General features: G+C 40.6%; 16 protein-coding genes. 5 read left to right on the top strand and 11 right to left on the bottom strand.

Annotation, left to right across the window (positions count from 1 at the left end; translation table 11 throughout):
• Positions 1-265 precede the first annotated feature (265 nt).
• The 5 genes from EO95_RS01500 to EO95_RS01475 all read right to left on the bottom strand — a co-directional run bounded on the left by EO95_RS01500 (position 266) and on the right by EO95_RS01475 (position 7442).
• A complete protein-coding gene (locus tag EO95_RS01500; protein WP_048131499.1) occupies positions 266-1522 on the bottom strand; it encodes a COG1361 S-layer family protein in 1257 nt (418 codons plus the stop codon).
• Between the two features lie 207 nt (positions 1523-1729).
• Positions 1730-2356: an ABC transporter ATP-binding protein gene (locus EO95_RS01495; RefSeq protein WP_200894976.1), complete on the bottom strand. Its 627-nt coding sequence runs from the start codon at positions 2354-2356 to the stop codon at positions 1730-1732.
• A 392-nt stretch (positions 2357-2748) separates the two neighbouring features.
• Positions 2749-3234, bottom strand: a complete 486-nt coding sequence (locus EO95_RS01490; protein WP_162197337.1) for a GbsR/MarR family transcriptional regulator — start codon at positions 3232-3234, stop codon at positions 2749-2751.
• Positions 3235-4703: 1469 nt separating this feature from the next.
• Entirely contained in the window at positions 4704-6500 is a 1797-nt protein-coding gene (locus EO95_RS01480; protein ID WP_048131495.1) for a DEAD/DEAH box helicase, read from the bottom strand.
• Positions 6501-7013: 513 nt separating this feature from the next.
• The gene (locus tag EO95_RS01475; protein ID WP_048131494.1) at positions 7014-7442 is read right to left on the bottom strand and encodes a hypothetical protein; all 429 of its coding nucleotides are present in this window, start codon (positions 7440-7442) and stop codon (positions 7014-7016) included.
• Between the two features lie 320 nt (positions 7443-7762).
• On the opposite strand from EO95_RS01475, the gene EO95_RS17385 reads away from it, so the two are divergent.
• Together EO95_RS17385 and EO95_RS01470 are read left to right on the top strand one after the other, a co-directional pair.
• Positions 7763-7927, top strand: a complete 165-nt coding sequence (locus EO95_RS17385) for a hypothetical protein (RefSeq protein ID WP_156161324.1) — start codon at positions 7763-7765, stop codon at positions 7925-7927.
• A gap of 31 nt (positions 7928-7958) precedes the next feature.
• A complete protein-coding gene (locus EO95_RS01470; protein WP_048131493.1) occupies positions 7959-8300 on the top strand; it encodes a carboxymuconolactone decarboxylase family protein in 342 nt (113 codons plus the stop codon).
• 113 nt (positions 8301-8413) lie between these two features.
• On the opposite strand, the gene EO95_RS01465 is transcribed toward EO95_RS01470, so the two are convergent.
• Positions 8414-8773: a helix-turn-helix transcriptional regulator gene (locus tag EO95_RS01465; RefSeq protein ID WP_048131492.1), complete on the bottom strand. Its 360-nt coding sequence runs from the start codon at positions 8771-8773 to the stop codon at positions 8414-8416.
• Between the two features lie 640 nt (positions 8774-9413).
• On the opposite strand from EO95_RS01465, the gene EO95_RS01460 reads away from it, so the two are divergent.
• Together EO95_RS01460 and EO95_RS01455 are read left to right on the top strand one after the other, a co-directional pair.
• Entirely contained in the window at positions 9414-9911 is a 498-nt protein-coding gene (locus tag EO95_RS01460; protein WP_235282812.1) for a co-chaperone YbbN, read from the top strand.
• 2 nt (positions 9912-9913) lie between these two features.
• Positions 9914-10558 (top strand): cytochrome c biogenesis CcdA family protein, encoded by a 645-nt coding sequence (locus EO95_RS01455; RefSeq protein WP_048131490.1) that lies wholly within the window; start codon positions 9914-9916, stop codon positions 10556-10558.
• A gap of 377 nt (positions 10559-10935) precedes the next feature.
• Here EO95_RS01455 and EO95_RS01450 read toward each other — a convergent pair whose 3' ends face one another.
• The 4 genes from EO95_RS01450 to EO95_RS01440 form a co-directional block, all read right to left on the bottom strand.
• Positions 10936-11835 carry a permease gene (locus tag EO95_RS01450; protein ID WP_048131489.1) on the bottom strand — a complete coding sequence of 300 codons (900 nt, stop codon included), beginning with the start codon at positions 11833-11835 and terminating at the stop codon, positions 10936-10938.
• Between the two features lie 176 nt (positions 11836-12011).
• Positions 12012-12425, bottom strand: a complete 414-nt coding sequence (locus EO95_RS01445) for a metalloregulator ArsR/SmtB family transcription factor (protein WP_052733455.1) — start codon at positions 12423-12425, stop codon at positions 12012-12014.
• A gap of 4 nt (positions 12426-12429) precedes the next feature.
• Positions 12430-12591 carry a hypothetical protein gene (locus tag EO95_RS17960; protein WP_200894975.1) on the bottom strand — a complete coding sequence of 54 codons (162 nt, stop codon included), beginning with the start codon at positions 12589-12591 and terminating at the stop codon, positions 12430-12432.
• Positions 12592-12670: 79 nt separating this feature from the next.
• Entirely contained in the window at positions 12671-12976 is a 306-nt protein-coding gene (locus tag EO95_RS01440; RefSeq protein WP_048131488.1) for a hypothetical protein, read from the bottom strand.
• A 713-nt stretch (positions 12977-13689) separates the two neighbouring features.
• Between EO95_RS01440 and EO95_RS01435 the strand changes: the two genes are divergently transcribed.
• Positions 13690-14388: a class I SAM-dependent methyltransferase gene (locus EO95_RS01435; protein ID WP_048131487.1), complete on the top strand. Its 699-nt coding sequence runs from the start codon at positions 13690-13692 to the stop codon at positions 14386-14388.
• Between the two features lie 4 nt (positions 14389-14392).
• On the opposite strand, the gene EO95_RS01430 is transcribed toward EO95_RS01435, so the two are convergent.
• On the bottom strand, positions 14393-14713 hold the full coding sequence (locus EO95_RS01430) for a DUF6951 family protein (protein ID WP_048131486.1): 321 nt from the start codon (positions 14711-14713) through the stop codon (positions 14393-14395).
• Positions 14714-14794: the final 81 nt, after the last annotated feature.

The raw sequence follows: 14794 nt of genomic DNA, 5'->3' as shown, positions 1-14794 counted from the left end.
CAGAAGACGGCATACGAGATAGGAGTCCGTCTCGTGGGCTCGGAGATGTGTATAAGAGACAGGGGATACACTGGGCGTTTCCGCAATAATCTCCTTTATGGGCCAGGGTTGTAAAGGCAGTGAACAATCTGGCACTGCCTATACTTCCGATGGATCAAAAAAGATAGATTTGAACTTCTATCTTCTTATCGCCTCTAACATATCCGATTTAAGGATTATTCCTAACATATCCGATTTAAGGATTATTCAGGGATCTCCAGAGCATTCATTTGTTTTTCTGCTGCTTTTTTCTGTAAATCAGTACACCGGCTGCGATAACGGCGACAAGCAGGATACCGGCTACAATCATACCTGAACTGGCTCCCTGATTTTCCTCAACCTGCTGAATCTGGAGATTGCTTACCAGATTTTCGTGTTTGTTTATGCCATTGCCGTAACTTGCAGAAAGGCTAAGATTTATCGGTTCAGAGGTTCCCCCTATGTTTTCCGAAGATGGATCTGCTACAGCATCAAACTCTATTGTGAAAAGCTCATCAGCATCCATGGGGCCGATGAAATATTCGGCAGGGTAAAATTTCACTCCTTCAGCTTCAGGTCTGATGCTTACGGAGTTAAACTCATTAGGATGGGTATTTGCCACATCAAACTCGAGAGTAGCTTCGCCATTTACCAGTCTGAGGGCCTTTGAAGGGATCACCTTTACATTCGAAGAGTCAACTTCAAGTGGAATGTTCTTCCGGCTGTTGTAGTCAAAAGAGTTGCCCTCAATTGCAAGTTCAAGGTTGTGAGTTCCCTCACTTGCATCTTCAGAAACCATAACGTTAAATGTCAGTTTGATGCTATCCCCGGGACCAAGAAGCCCCATTTCTCCGTAGGGGGCATCGAGAACAACTATTCCCTCAGACATCGGTCTCAAAACTGCGGCCTGGATTCTCGCATTGGTATCATAGTCTTTTCCATCAATGGTGACAGTAGGAGTTGTTGCGGTATTGCTGAGGGTCACTGTAACAGTACCCCTATCTCCAGGCATGAAAGCTTCAGGGTAAGAGATCACCTCTTTGAGTTCCAGAGTACCTTTGCTGTCAAAGGTTTCAGTCCCTATCCTTATATCAAAAGTTTTCTCACTCCAGGGGCTGGTTTTATCGATCCTTGTACGGATGTCAATTGACCGGATTCCCTTCTGAGCATTCTTGTCCACGAAAAGGTGAAACTCTTTGGATGCAAATTTGTTGGGAGCAAGAGCCCCTATATTCTGTACTGCGTTTGCCTGGGAATCAAGGGAAAAGGGATATTCAGGGACTATTTCAATATCAACATTTTCTGCCCTGTCTCTACCTACGTTTTCTACCTGAACTGTCAGGTCAAGATACTCCCCTATTTTAGCAGGGTAAGGGTTTGTTTCAACTATTGTAACTTTCAGGTTTGCACTTGCAGTCGCAGCAGAAGCAGGTGCTGCAAAAATAAATGAAACTAAAAGTAGAAATATAACAACAAAAGTAATTGGGTTTTTCAGTCCTGTCATTTTAACTCATCCTGATTGACTAAATTTGGAAACTTAATTATTAGGTGTAGGCTGGGTTACTCTGGATTGTTCTGATTTCCTTGGTTATTCTGAGTATTGGATTATTCTGAGTATTGGATTATTCTGAGTATTGGATTATTCTGAGTATTGGATTATTCTGAGTATTATATTATTCTGAGTACATTGAATCTTCCGAATTATTCTAGCTTATTCCGAATTTCTCTGGACTATTCCGTCTTTTACGAGCACTACCCTGTCAGCATACTTCGCAATATCTGGATCATGCGTAATCATCACGATAGTCCTGCCATCTTCATTCAGTTTGGTAAACATGCTGAGGATTTCGCAGCCTGTTTTAGAGTCCAGGTTTCCTGTAGGCTCATCCGCAAGGAGGATTGCAGGATCATTGATAAGAGCTCTGGCAATAGCTACCCTTTGCGATTGCCCTCCCGAAAGTTCACCTGGTTTGTGGTGCATACGGTCTTCAAGCCCTACCATTTTTAAAAGGTCTTTTGCCCTTTTGCGCGTATCCACACCTTCTCTTGTGTTAGCGTAGGTGGGCAGTTCAACATTTTCAAGAGCTGTAAGCCTTGGAATTAGGTTGAATGTCTGGAATACAAAGCCTATCTCAAGCCCCCGGAGCTTTGCAACCTCCCTATCAGATAGTGTATTGATATCAAGGCCTTTAATTATGATCTTCCCTTCTGTAGGTCTGTCAAGAAAACCTATAAGGTTCATAAGTGTACTTTTTCCTGATCCTGAAGGGCCCATTATAGCAAGAAATTCTCCTTCCCGTACTGTCAGATTGATGTCGCGAAGAATAGGAACTTCCATATCTCCCAGGGTATAACTCTTTTTAACATTGATGATTTCTATTACCGGGGCTCTTTTAAGCAGATTTTCTCCTTTGGTATCTTTTGCCGGGCGACTGGAACGGGGCAATTCACACTTAAATTGCTCTTCATCTGAAGTTTCATCCGAGGCAAAAAGGCTTTCTTCCGGAGATATCTTTTCTTCAGTTTCCCTACTTCTACCTGCTTCCGGGTTCGAACTTCCGGGAGGAGATACTTCATGATCGAGTATTTTGGTCTTCATGTCCACTTCTTCACTGTTCACACTTTAAATATATTATTCTACTGAGTGCTGTACAATATCAACATTTCCTTGTTTTAAGCTTTAAACGTTTGTTATACATATCATTTTATAATATCAAATCTGCAAAATAATTATTTTTCCCGATTCAGATTTTCAAGTTTTTCGATTACTTCTTCAAGTATGTTGTCAAGCTTGAGCATATCTCTGTGGTATCGTTTAAGGATTTCTATTTTTTCCTTCTGTGCCTCGCTGAGGTCTTCATTCTGATAATGCTCGATCATACGAGGGATTTCAATAGTTGCAGGTTGAATTTCACCTGCCTGTGCTCTTATCAGCTGTCCGATAGCAACCCTTAAGATGTCCTTGTTTGCCCTTACATAGACTTTCCTTGTGCCGGGCTTTGTCCCTCTTACAATAAAACCCGAAGGCTCAAGCTGACGGATCTTGTTGCTTACCGAAGCCAGGGAATAGCCGGTCTCCTCAGCAAGCTCTTTCATTGAAACCTCTCCTGGTTCGATAAAAAGCCTGGCAACTATAGTTGCAGTGAGACTGTCCATTCCGTAGGCTTTGCCAACCCTTTGATAATAATTAATAAACTCCCTGTCAATCTGATCCATAATCATTCATTCATCATTTATTACTTTTAGTATTTAGTAAAAATAATGTAAATAAAAGTTACTTAAAAGTTATTCTTACCCTATCAATTTTTAGTCGATCTGGCTAAAAAAGAATCACTGGAAAAAGAAACGCTGGAAAAGAATCACTGGAAAAGAAACGCTGGAAAAGAAACGCTGGAAATTGGGCTCAATGTCAGTTTAAGAGCTTATCTCAAAACTCACAATTTGCTCTTTGAATCTTGGAGTTTGGAGAATCAGTCAAGTTTCGGATAATTATAGATAACCCTGAAATACCTTAATAATTAGAATAAAACAGGTTTGAGATTGGCTCTAAAGGAAATGGCTTTGAACGAGGAAGAACAGCATTCTAGGAGTGGAGGGAATTATAATGTTTTTCTATTTAAACTACATAAAGATTACTTTCTATCTGCAGATCGAAAGGTTAAGAATAATGTATATAAGTGGCTATGGAGTCCTCAACAGGTAAAGTGCATGTTTAGATGTTGAGCTGATCCCAAAACTCAATATTTGCTTCTTTGGATCTCGTATTTAAGTGACAAATCGAGCTTCTGATTATGAAAGCAATCCTGAATAATTCTGATAATTAAGATTAAAACTGGGTTTTGGGATGAACTCGTTTACTGGTTAGCCTTTGAATAATGGGAGTAATGGCTCAAAGTGCTTGTTCAACGAAAGATGGTGGCATCCTTACTGTTCCATTGGCAATGGTAATCCAGAAAATCGTGTGAGATAAACTATTCAGAAGGAGAAGGAAGCATAGAACTTCAGCCGGAATAAATCTATTGCATGTGACAAATTTTCCTTCTGGGCTTAGTTAACCCGATCTAGAGATTTATTCCGGTTGAAGATCCAAAATCTTGAGGGTTTTTGATACCTCAATAAGGAATATGGAATAACTTTTCTGAAAAACAGGTATTTTTCTCAAAAGCGTCTTTAGGTTGTCCCTGGTCAATCGGTTGATATTATTAAAATATTCGAAAACCTACTTTCTGCACTATTTTTTCACACATAATATTTTTCGTATTTTTACCCCTAAATTTGAGGACTTTTATGGATTTTTTATCCCAATTCAATATCTTTTTGACCTTCTTTCCCCCCATTTTAATTACTTATTCTGTTATTCTTCCGAACAGGAAGAATAATGACCCGATGAGTTGTGGGTTCAGATCTAAGAGGGGGTCATCATGGTAAAATGGAAATAACTTTTATAACAAGTACTTGAATGATTTTCCAAAATATAAAATTAAGAAATTTTACTGCGGAAAGTCGGATGCAGTGGTCAGAAGAGAATTAGGGTCCAAAGATAATTCAAAGTCAAGAAAGAATCAAAGCCAGAAACAAATGTCTTCGTAAAATTCTGCTATCAAAAAATTACCCGAATTCCGAAAACTTCACTGCTCCCGGAATCCTGAAAAATAAGAAAAAGAATAAGTTTAGAAATGGAAAATTTATTTTTTCACACTTCTTGAGCTACCGCTGCTTCTTGAGCTACCGCTGCTTCTTGAGCTGCCGTCACCTCTTGAGCCACCACCGTTGCCTCTTGAGCCACCGTTGCCTCTTGAGCCACCGTTGCTTCTTGAGCCACCGTTGCTTCTTGAGCTGCCGTTGCCTCTTGAGCCACCGTTGCTGCTCCCATCGTTTGAGCCTTTTGTGCTTCTTCCCCTGGATTTCTGGGCAAGTTCCACGAAAGGTTTGCTTCCTTTTCTTTTATTTTTGAAGATGTCAAGCAGGGCTTCAGCCTGAGCAAAGGGGATGGATACGAAGGAGAAGTGGGGGAAAATCTCTGCGTCCCTTAAGTTCATTTCGCTGTCCCCGATTTCCTGCTGTATGAAATCGGCCAGTTTTTCCGGAGTCATGCCGTCGGCTTTTCCCATGGCTATGAAGATCCTGGTTTTGCCTTTTCTGTCGACATAGGAGCTGCCTTCGGAAATTTCCGTGTACATGCTCTCGTCGAACTTTTCCTTGAAGGCGTACTTTAAAAGGGCAGCCAGGATTTTTTCTGCGGGGTATTCCTCAAGGAGCTTTTCGCTCATCCCAAGGCAGTCCCCATATTCTTCTGTCTTTATAGTGTTTTCGAGTTCGGCTTTTACTCTTGCCCTTTTGGCTTTTATTACATCTTTTATCGCAGGGATGCGGCCTTTCTTCATTTCTGACTTTGAGGTCTTCTGTATGTAAGTGAGCCGCCTGAATTCCGAGGATGTAACAAAGGTGATAGCAGTTCCCTGTTTGCCTGCCCTTCCTGTCCTTCCTATCCTGTGCACATAAGACTCTGGGTCCTGGGGCAAGGTATAGTTGATGACATGGGTCAGGTCCATGATATCAATTCCTCTTGCTGCAACATCGGTTGCTGCGAGGATGTGTATCTTCTGCTTCCTGAACTTGTTAAGGATTTTTTCCCGCTCCTGCTGGGAAATGTCTCCGTGAAGGGCATCAGCTAAATAACCCCTGTCGCTGAGTTTCTGGGCAAGCTGGCTGGTGTCGATCTTTGTCCGGCAGAATACGAGTCCGTAGAATTCATCTTCGATGTCGATGATTCTGCAGAGGGCTTCAAACTTGTCGCTTTCCTTAACCTCAAAATATATCTGTTCGGTCAGGTTTGCTGTAATTTCTTCTTTCTCAATTGTAACATGCTCGTAGTTCCGCATGTACTTCTTGACGATTCCAAGGATTGTCTTTGGCATTGTGGCTGAAAAGAAAAGCATCCTTTTATCAGGGCCTGTTGCCTTTAAGATCTCCTTTATGTCATCAATAAAGCCCATGTTCAGCATTTCGTCGGCTTCGTCAAGTACGAAATACGAGATATGTTCGAGATTGAGGCTCTTTCTTTCAATGTGGTCGATGACCCTTCCCGGGGTCCCTACGACAATGTCCACACCAGTTTTCAGCATGCGAAGCTGCTGGGTCATGGACTGCCCACCATATATAGGGGCAATATACAGTTTTTTGTCTCCTTTTAGGGAGTTAAGCTCTTCTGAAACCTGGATTGCGAGTTCCCTTGTAGGGGTCAGGATTATTGCCTTAACATGTCCTGATTTCTCAGGAATTTTCTCTATAATGGGGGCTCCGAAAGCTGTTGTTTTTCCTGTCCCTGTCTGAGCCTGCCCTATAATATCAGATTCTCCTTTCAAAAAAAGCGGGATTACCTTTTCCTGAATCGGGGTTGGTTCTTCAAACCCTTTCTTTTTGAGGGCTTTCAATGTACTGTCCGAGAGCCCAAGCGCCTTAAATTTTGCTAATTTTTCCATGTACTCACTCTATAATTTACAATTATTTTTCTACAAGTCTTGCAGATTGCAGACCTGCTGTTTGCATACTGTCTGCCGCATGCCCGGCAGTTTCCTTTGCGGAAAAGCCCACTTATCAACATCGGTACATGATACCGCTAAAAACAGGTAAACACGCCGTATAAATGGTTGATCTCCCCGGGACTGCGAAAAGTTGCCTAAAACCAGGGAAATTCAGAATTGACATGCATAAACTTATACAGCAAAAAAATAGCTTTCTTGGATAAGTTCCGGACACTTTTGAATTCTTCCCCGTGATACAGGCAATAATGAGTAACCAGACCTGTGGTCTTTTACTCCAGTGGATACTCACTACACCTCTTGCCTGTATATAATCCTTTGCTACCTTTCGGGCAGGAACCTCTCAGAAGACGCTGTGAACTTCGGAGAAAAACCATGATTGAAAGTTTATAAATCCAGAATCAAAAACATGTTGTGTTTTAAATGTATTAATCCTCACAGGTAAAAGCTTACTCAGTACCAGCCTTTTAGGTGAAGCTCACTTGTTAACATTTCTTTTAAAAGGTTCATCCTGTCTATGGAGTTCCGGATCTGCTCCGGCTTGTCCAGCAATTCTTCACATCCGGTTTCTTCCTGAATGGTCGTAACCCTCAGGAGCTCGGCAAAGTTTACGCATTCGTCCAGAAACCGGTTAAAAAGCCTGCGAGCCTGCACAAAATAATCCGAAGTTCTGAAATCCGGTTGGAGGGTTTTTTCGTATTCTGCTCTCTGCTTTATCTCTGCAGCCAGAGTACGGGCTTCAACATAATCTCTGGCATTCAGAAAGTTCCCCAGATTTTGCAGAGTTGTGCCTGTGTGCTGGATAAAATAAGCGACTTCAAAAGCCCACTGCTTATCGTAATTTGTCCCTGTGCCGGGATTATTAAATCGGGGGGTGTCCATCTTCCAGGTTCATCTCCTGTTAAATCTTCCCTTTCAGCTTCTGATAATAATAACCTTTCTACTTTGTCTGATTGGTATCGACCTTTGATTTTCTCAATATTAGCTGTGTGAAGACCTGATTAAACATTTTAATAGATTTTTGGACTTCAAGTTTAGGCTTAGTTAACTCTAAATCCACGGATATTCTCTTTTTGCCGGATTGCTTTAATATGTATCAAATATTCTTGATACTCATCGAGGCTGTTTTTTAATATGTGGTTCTTTAATAATACAACTTATTATTACTGGTTTTTGAATTTAATTATCCCGGAGGCTGAGAAATGGGAGACGAAAAGGAAGGAATTCAGGAGAAAAAGGCAGAAAAAGAATATTCTAAGAACAGTGTCGAACCCGATGAAGAAGACCTTCTGTATACGCATAAGCCTGAATCCCAGGGGAATGGAATGCGCTGGAACACCAATTTATGCAGAAAGCCGGGTCGTTAAAAATATTTTATCATTACCGGAGGAGATTTTAATGTCATTTTTAAACGAAATGTTGCCTGAAACTGCCGAAGCTTTTGGACAGTTGAGAAATTCTATTTTCAAGGACAGTTTCCTTGACATTAAGACAAAAGAACTGATTGCTGTTGCCTCGTCGGTGCTCATGCGCTGCCAGTACTGCGTTGATGTGCACTCCCAGAGGGCAGTTGAAGCAGGGGCTACAAAAGAAGAGATTGCCGAAGCCATTTCAGTTGCCATGTTTGTAGCTGCAGGGTCGCAGATTGGGTGGACGAACATATACGGTGAAAACATCTATGACAAAATTTTTGAAAAGGATAAGGACGAAGAGAAATGCTGCTGTTGCTGTGAGGACTGAAACCCTCCAGGCATTTTCATTTCCAGGCATTTTCATTTCCAGGTTTTTCTTATCTTCTTTGTTTTTGTTTTTTCGTTTTTGTTAGTCTTTTTCTTCGGTTCGAGTTTAACCTTTTATTCTAATTTTTTGTTTTGCATCTGCGAGATGATGTTCAAAATATTTCCAAATTCAGGGTTTAACCTGTAAAACCTCCATTTTGAGCTGCTGTAAGCTTCGACAATCCCGCAGTTTTTCATGATAGTCAGATGATGGGAAACAAGGTTCTGCCTCTCGTTTAACTTGAATATCAGTTCGCAAACACAGTGGTCTCGCTGAGAGAGAAAATAAGCAATTTTTAATCTCATCGGATGCCCGAGAGCACTGAATATCTCACTGGCTTTTTTAATGTCATTGTCCAGAAAATCTATTTCCTGGATCATTTTCTCTTCCCATTCCTTTTTTTTCTCGGGATCCGCAGGGCAGCAATAGCTCATAAATAAAAGAAGTTAAGCTTTCTAAATAAGTATTTTCATATCAATTTTGTTTGATATTGATCATGTTATTATTTATATTGGATTTTTTTCCAGAATTTTGAGGCCCCAGCTGATTCTATATCAAGATTTTTTGATATCTACCTTGCAGTATTATCTAAATGTAATTCATGAATTCAATTGGAATAACTAACAGCCTATCTGAAAAATGTTGTGACTTACTGTACTTTTACTATTGACAATATGCACAACCGGAACGGATACTCGATATTATAGACCGATTGTAACTTTACAATATGCATTACTGACTTTTTGGATAGGCTCTAAGACTTCTTTGTTGGATGAAATGGTGCCAGAATTAACCTGATAGTTACAAATTTTTTTAGTCATGACCTCGTTTCATTGATGATAATACACTTTTTTCAATTTTTTCTGCATCTGTTTGATTTATGCAAAATATTAATATCATATGTATATTTAAATGAATCAATATATCTTGATACACCCAACTCCCTTATTATTTCTTATAAAAACATAACTTGATGATTTTCGGAGAATTATAATGAAGCGATTGCATAAAATACAAGACAAAGAACGAGTTTCATTTTCGTTTCCGCTCTTTTCGAAAAAACCGCTTTTCATTTTGACGATTTTTTGTTTTCTTCTCTTCAGCTCAGGTTGCACTGATAATTCCGGCAACGAAGCAGAGTTTGTTGAAGTTACAAAGGATATTAACGATTCTGGCAGTGGGGCAGAATTGGTCGAAGTTACGAATCTGAGCCAGATTGATGAAGCCCTCACAAAAGGTCCTGTTGTTCTGAAGCTTGGTTCTAAAGGGTGCATTCCCTGTAAAGAGCAGGAAGAGGTGCTTTCAGAGCTCCTTCCAATCTATCAAGATTCTGCTTCAATTATGCTCATCGATATCAAAGAGTACCCTGAGTTTGCAACAACGTTCGGAGTAAGAGTCATTCCGGATACTTGTATCATTGAAGGTATCGAGGACGGCAAATACATGTACATGCGGCAGGACGGAAGCAAAAGTTCGGAAAGGGCGAGTGCAAGGTTCCTGGGTGTTGTCGATAAAGAAACCCTTTCAGAGACTCTTGAGAAAGCCCTCGAATCCAGAAACACAGGGGAGTAAATTTGTTTTCTGACTTTCTCCCGGTTGCTGCTTTCTTTGCAGGGGTCGTTAGTGTACTCTCCCCATGTATCCTTCCTGTAATTCCGGCAGTATTTGCTTATTCAACTGAAAAAGGAAAGTTCAGGCCCCTTGCAATCGTATCAGGGCTGTCTCTTTCCTTTACCAGCATGGGAATCGTCACTTCCCTTTTCGGAGCGACGCTCACGGCTTATCTAGGTTACCTTAATATTTTTGCAGAAGCTCTTCTGATCACGATGGGCGTTTCATTGCTCTTCGACCTCAATATTTTCAATGTTTTTGGAAATTTTTCTTCACTTGCAAATTCCAAAAAGGAGGGGCTTTTCGGAGGTCTTTTGCTTGGTCTCTCTCTCGGGATTATCTGGCTTCCATGTGTGGGCTCAGTACTTGGCTCAATCCTTACAATGGTTGCTGTTTCAGGTAAAATTACGTATGGAGCGTTGATGCTTTTCATCTATTCCCTCGGTTTTTCCGTTCCAATGCTTCTTGTTGCTTATTCTGCAAGCTTTTCTTCCAAAAGGCTTCAGAAAGTTTCAAAATATGGTTTTCCGTTAAAAAAAGTTACAGGTCTTATAATTCTAGGTGTCGGCTTTTTTATGGTTTACCAGAACCACTTCGGCAGTTTCTGAGGCCTAAATTGCTCTGGCTCATCCCAACAATCCATGAGTTCTTTTTTTGAAATGGATCTTAGTTGCCAGTGTCTGAATAAGTACGGGGAATCGTATGTAAATGGCATATACTAAAAATTTCAAACAATGGGCTTGAAAAGAATAAAAATGAAATTGATTTCAGCAAAAACAAACATGAAATTCTTCAAATAACAGGCACAAAGAAATGAAAGTACTTTTCAAATCACAGTACTTTCATGCCAAATGAGTAATGTGCATTATTGAACTTTCTAGACGCTTATTTTTTGGATCATAGAGGAAAGTTACTGAAATTAATAAGAACCAGAAAATCCCGAATTTTTTCCAAAAACAAGGGATGTATTCTTCTTTGACGGCGTTCACAATGCCAGTAGATTGGCCAGATATCCCGCAGCCACAGCTATGGAGAAGACGGTCACTACGAAAGCCGCCAGCAGCCTCTTCTTGAATATGGCTGAAAGAAGCGTCAGCTCGGGTATGCTGGCTCCTGCGCCGCCGATTATCAATGCCAGGACGGCTCCCACGCTCATTCCTTTTTCAATGAGTGCAAGTCCAATGGGGATCATGGTCTCTGCCCGGATATAGATCGGAATGCCAATAATTGCAGCCACGGGAACTGCCAGAGGGTTGGTCGGCCCTGCGAGGCGGGAGATGGTCTCCGTGGGCACGAATCCGTGAATGAATGCACCAATTCCTGCTCCAAGAAGGAGATAAGGCACAAGCTGGTGGAATAGGCTAAATGCGAATCTTGCAGCCCGCTGTATCCTTGATTTCGCGTCCGCAGCCTGCTGGCAGATGCAGCTGTTTCGTACAACGGCCACCGACTTAACCTGGCTGGAGAAGCCCAGCCCATCAAGCAAAAGGCCAATGGCAATTGTAGCCACGAAGGTGACGGCAAAATAGAGGGCGGCTATCTTCCAGCCCAGTAGGATGATGAACAGGGATATTACCACCGGGTTTAGCAAGGGCGATGAGAACAGGAATGCCATTGCTGCGGCGAAGGGCACACCAGCCCTGAGCATTCCCAGGAGAAGTGGTATGGTTGAACAGGAGCAGAAAGGGGTGAGAGCCCCAAATCCTGCTCCAAGTATGCTGCCTATAACTTTGTGCCGCCCTCCAAGAGCCTTTTTTATGGTTTCTTCAGGCACATATTCCTGAATCAGCCCCACTAGAAAGGTTATCCCTATGAATAAAATAATAAGCTCTACGGCGATTTCAATGAAGAAATTAATCGCCACAACTAGATTATTCCAGAACATTATGATCTTCCTTCAAATTCATCTTCTTCAAATCAACGAAAGCTACAGCTATTGGAAACCTGAAATTACCATAATTCTAATCTCTGGAACCCTACTTTTTCGCAGAGCAAACCGTTTTTGAAGGGTTCAACTTCATACCCGGATTCTACTTTTAAAAAGAGAACTTTACTGGAAGTTCACTTATCAGTAAGCAGTTTTGCCTGATTAAGTATTTCGATAACTGCTCCCTCCGAGAGGCGAAAATAAGACCATTTTCCTTCTTTTCTTTCTTTGATCAGGCCTGCATTTTTCAATACGGACAGATGGTGAGAAACAGTCGATTGAGAATTGGAAAGGGCAACCGTTATTTCGCAGGCACAGAGTTCTCCTTCTTTCAATAACTTTACAATCTTGAGACGATTGACATCTGCAAGGGCTTTAAAAATCTTGGCTTCTGGATCTAAGTTTTCTTCACCCAGCCCATTTACCAGAGAACTGAGCTTCTGTGTTCTTACCTCTAACTGATCCCTATCAGAAATAAAACGCTTCAATCTTTCTATTTCCACTTCACTTCTTCTTTTATCCACGCCTGATCTCCTTTCAGTTTCCATGAGTTTACCTGCAGCAGCTTCCCCCGCCTTCTAAAGGAAGCAACTTGTTCTTGCTCTGTTCTTTCGACCAGCATCCCACACACAGCTTTATGGCTCCCAGGTCCCTGTGATTAGCCCGGAGTAACGAGTTTTCTTCTTTTCCGCAGATTGAGCATTTTAAGTTCATTTCTGAGGTCTCAGGACAAAATTCTCATCTGGATGTGAAAATATTTCTTTAATTTCATATCTATATTTGTCAATATAAATTACCTTCTTTTCTCCTGCCAGTATGTTCCGTATTCTTTCAATACCGCGATTTTGAGTTTTTCCAGTTTTTCTTCAGGAATTTCATTTATTTTTACAAGGTTTTGCATAAGTTCTTCGCCGTCTACATTCTCCGGGGCCTTGCATGCAGCAAGATATTTCTCAAACTCCTCATCCAATCCGGCAATTTCCATATCTTTATCGTCAACTTTTATCTTTTTGACACTTACGATAGAAGGCCCGCAGCAACAGCAACTTTTATCGCTTCCAATCAGTTTTCCAAGCAAACTTTTTCCTAATTTGCCCAATGGAGTACACCTCATTTGCACCTATTATATATGGTTATATTTAGATACGTCGATATGATATATAAATATTCCTGGTTTAAAACAGGAGTTTCTTTACAAATAACTTTATTGTAAGGAAAACAGTTGATCAAATTCCGAGGTTTTGTCGATTCACATATATCCCCAGAAACACGTTCTTGTGCTGTCACTTATAATCAAAAGTTTCCCTCATCTCTAAATAAATCCTTAAGAATTCGGTATCTACTGCATGTTTTCTCTGTATGATTGAATATTTCATGTGCATCTCTCCCGTCTCATCAGTCTCATATCAATCGGGCTTCAGTTGTTGTGATGCCGGGATTGTTTTGTATTTTTCTGTAAAATCAAAAGCATTAATTATCGTAATGGAATTAAAATTCGCGGCCTGAAAACGGTTTTTTTTTGGATCAAGGATCAAAGAAATGGATTCAAACCTACATAAATTAAGATAACTGTCATATTTTCAGAAAGCCAGAGAAAAAGGCAATACGGATCTGAAAACGAGCAGTCTAAAAAGAAGAAACTTTGATTCGAAAGGTATATATAATTTTACGCATATGGGTAAAATTAGGTTTCTTCACCTCTTGATAATCTAAAATCAGTGAGCTTAATAAATAAAAAAATTACCCAATGTGAAGTCCTGATTATATGGAGAAAAGGTGTCACAAGAAGTAAGACTTGGGGGTATACAAAACATGTCGAAACCAAAATCTGTCTGGGAAGAATTTTTTGCAGATAAGAGAAGCGGAGGTCACAGGTCTTCATCTGAGGAATTTATTTCCAGAGAAGCCCGGGAAAAACTCTTCCATCTGGATGGGGGCAAAACACTTCTTGACTTTGGTTGCGGGGCCGGAGAGCTCCTGGTTTATTATGCATTGGAATATGAAAGGCTTGTAGGAACCGATTTTTCCGCATCAATGCTTGATGAAGCAGGTAAAAGAATCCGGAAAAGAAAGTCTGAAAATATAGCTTTAATCCTTGCTGACGATAAAACTGTCTGGGAAAAGCTTGATTCCTCCTTTGACCGAATAACTGCAGCTGGAGTGATCCAATACCTCACAGATGAAGAAGTTGATACTTTTATTTACAACTCATCAAGGTATCTTAATAAGGGAGGTAAAATAGTCCTTTTTGACCTACTGGATCCTCGCTTATATCCATTATGGAAAATAGGGTTCTTTTCACGCGACTTCGGATACTGGAAAATCTTTCATAAAATAGGCTTTGAAGTTCTTACCGTTATATCAGCAAGCTTAAAAAACCGCCCTAAAGATATTCTCGGATATAGTCATAAACCCTGCATAATAGAAAGCATTGCAAATAAACATGGGTTTAAGATGGAGTATGTGCAGTCCATGTATTATGAGTACAAGTACCATGCAATAATATCGTGATATTTCAGATACTATTGAATTCAATACTGATGCTGCCCGCCTTTTTTGCCAGGGACTTTGCCATAAAACCACTTTCAAGCTTGCAGAGGTTAAGTACGGCACAGGGGACCAGGCAGTTTGAGGAGCACTGTGCTTCCTGTGCTCTATCAATCACGTAGTTGTTCTTGATGTCCAGGGTTTCCATCATGGGAATTTCCATATGCGAAAACTTTTTTATTTTTTCGCAGGGGGTTTCGATATCTACAATAATTTTATCGCCTTTCATACTCCCCATAATTTTATGGGTAAAGCCACAGATGGTAGAGTTTACTGTAATTTCGGTCAAGTGCTTATCTCCTGATGTTTTTCTTTAATAGTTTTTTTCTAAGCAATTTTCGGTAATGGGAGTGAGTCATTGATCAAATAT

The sequence above is a fragment of the Methanosarcina sp. 1.H.T.1A.1 genome, from assembly GCF_000979295.1.
In the GTDB taxonomy this organism is placed as follows: Archaea; Halobacteriota; Methanosarcinia; order Methanosarcinales; family Methanosarcinaceae; genus Methanosarcina.
This window is presented reverse-complemented; position numbering and strand designations above follow the sequence as displayed.

What these genes read in the sequence shown, in the direction of transcription:
- EO95_RS01500 (WP_048131499.1), bottom strand. Translation starts at nt 1,522, where the DNA reads ATGACAGGACTGAAAAACCCAATTACTTTTGTTGTTATATTTCTACTT.
- EO95_RS01495 (WP_200894976.1), bottom strand. Translation starts at nt 2,356, where the DNA reads ATGGAAGTTCCTATTCTTCGCGACATCAATCTGACAGTACGGGAAGGA.
- EO95_RS01490 (WP_162197337.1), bottom strand. Translation starts at nt 3,234, where the DNA reads ATGGATCAGATTGACAGGGAGTTTATTAATTATTATCAAAGGGTTGGC.
- EO95_RS01480 (WP_048131495.1), bottom strand. Translation starts at nt 6,500, where the DNA reads ATGGAAAAATTAGCAAAATTTAAGGCGCTTGGGCTCTCGGACAGTACA.
- EO95_RS01475 (WP_048131494.1), bottom strand. Translation starts at nt 7,442, where the DNA reads ATGGACACCCCCCGATTTAATAATCCCGGCACAGGGACAAATTACGAT.
- EO95_RS17385 (WP_156161324.1), top strand. Translation starts at nt 7,763, where the DNA reads ATGGGAGACGAAAAGGAAGGAATTCAGGAGAAAAAGGCAGAAAAAGAA.
- EO95_RS01470 (WP_048131493.1), top strand. Translation starts at nt 7,959, where the DNA reads ATGTCATTTTTAAACGAAATGTTGCCTGAAACTGCCGAAGCTTTTGGA.
- EO95_RS01465 (WP_048131492.1), bottom strand. Translation starts at nt 8,773, where the DNA reads ATGAGCTATTGCTGCCCTGCGGATCCCGAGAAAAAAAAGGAATGGGAA.
- EO95_RS01450 (WP_048131489.1), bottom strand. Translation starts at nt 11,835, where the DNA reads ATGTTCTGGAATAATCTAGTTGTGGCGATTAATTTCTTCATTGAAATC.
- EO95_RS01445 (WP_052733455.1), bottom strand. Translation starts at nt 12,425, where the DNA reads ATGGAAACTGAAAGGAGATCAGGCGTGGATAAAAGAAGAAGTGAAGTG.
- EO95_RS17960 (WP_200894975.1), bottom strand. Translation starts at nt 12,591, where the DNA reads ATGAACTTAAAATGCTCAATCTGCGGAAAAGAAGAAAACTCGTTACTC.
- EO95_RS01435 (WP_048131487.1), top strand. Translation starts at nt 13,690, where the DNA reads ATGTCGAAACCAAAATCTGTCTGGGAAGAATTTTTTGCAGATAAGAGA.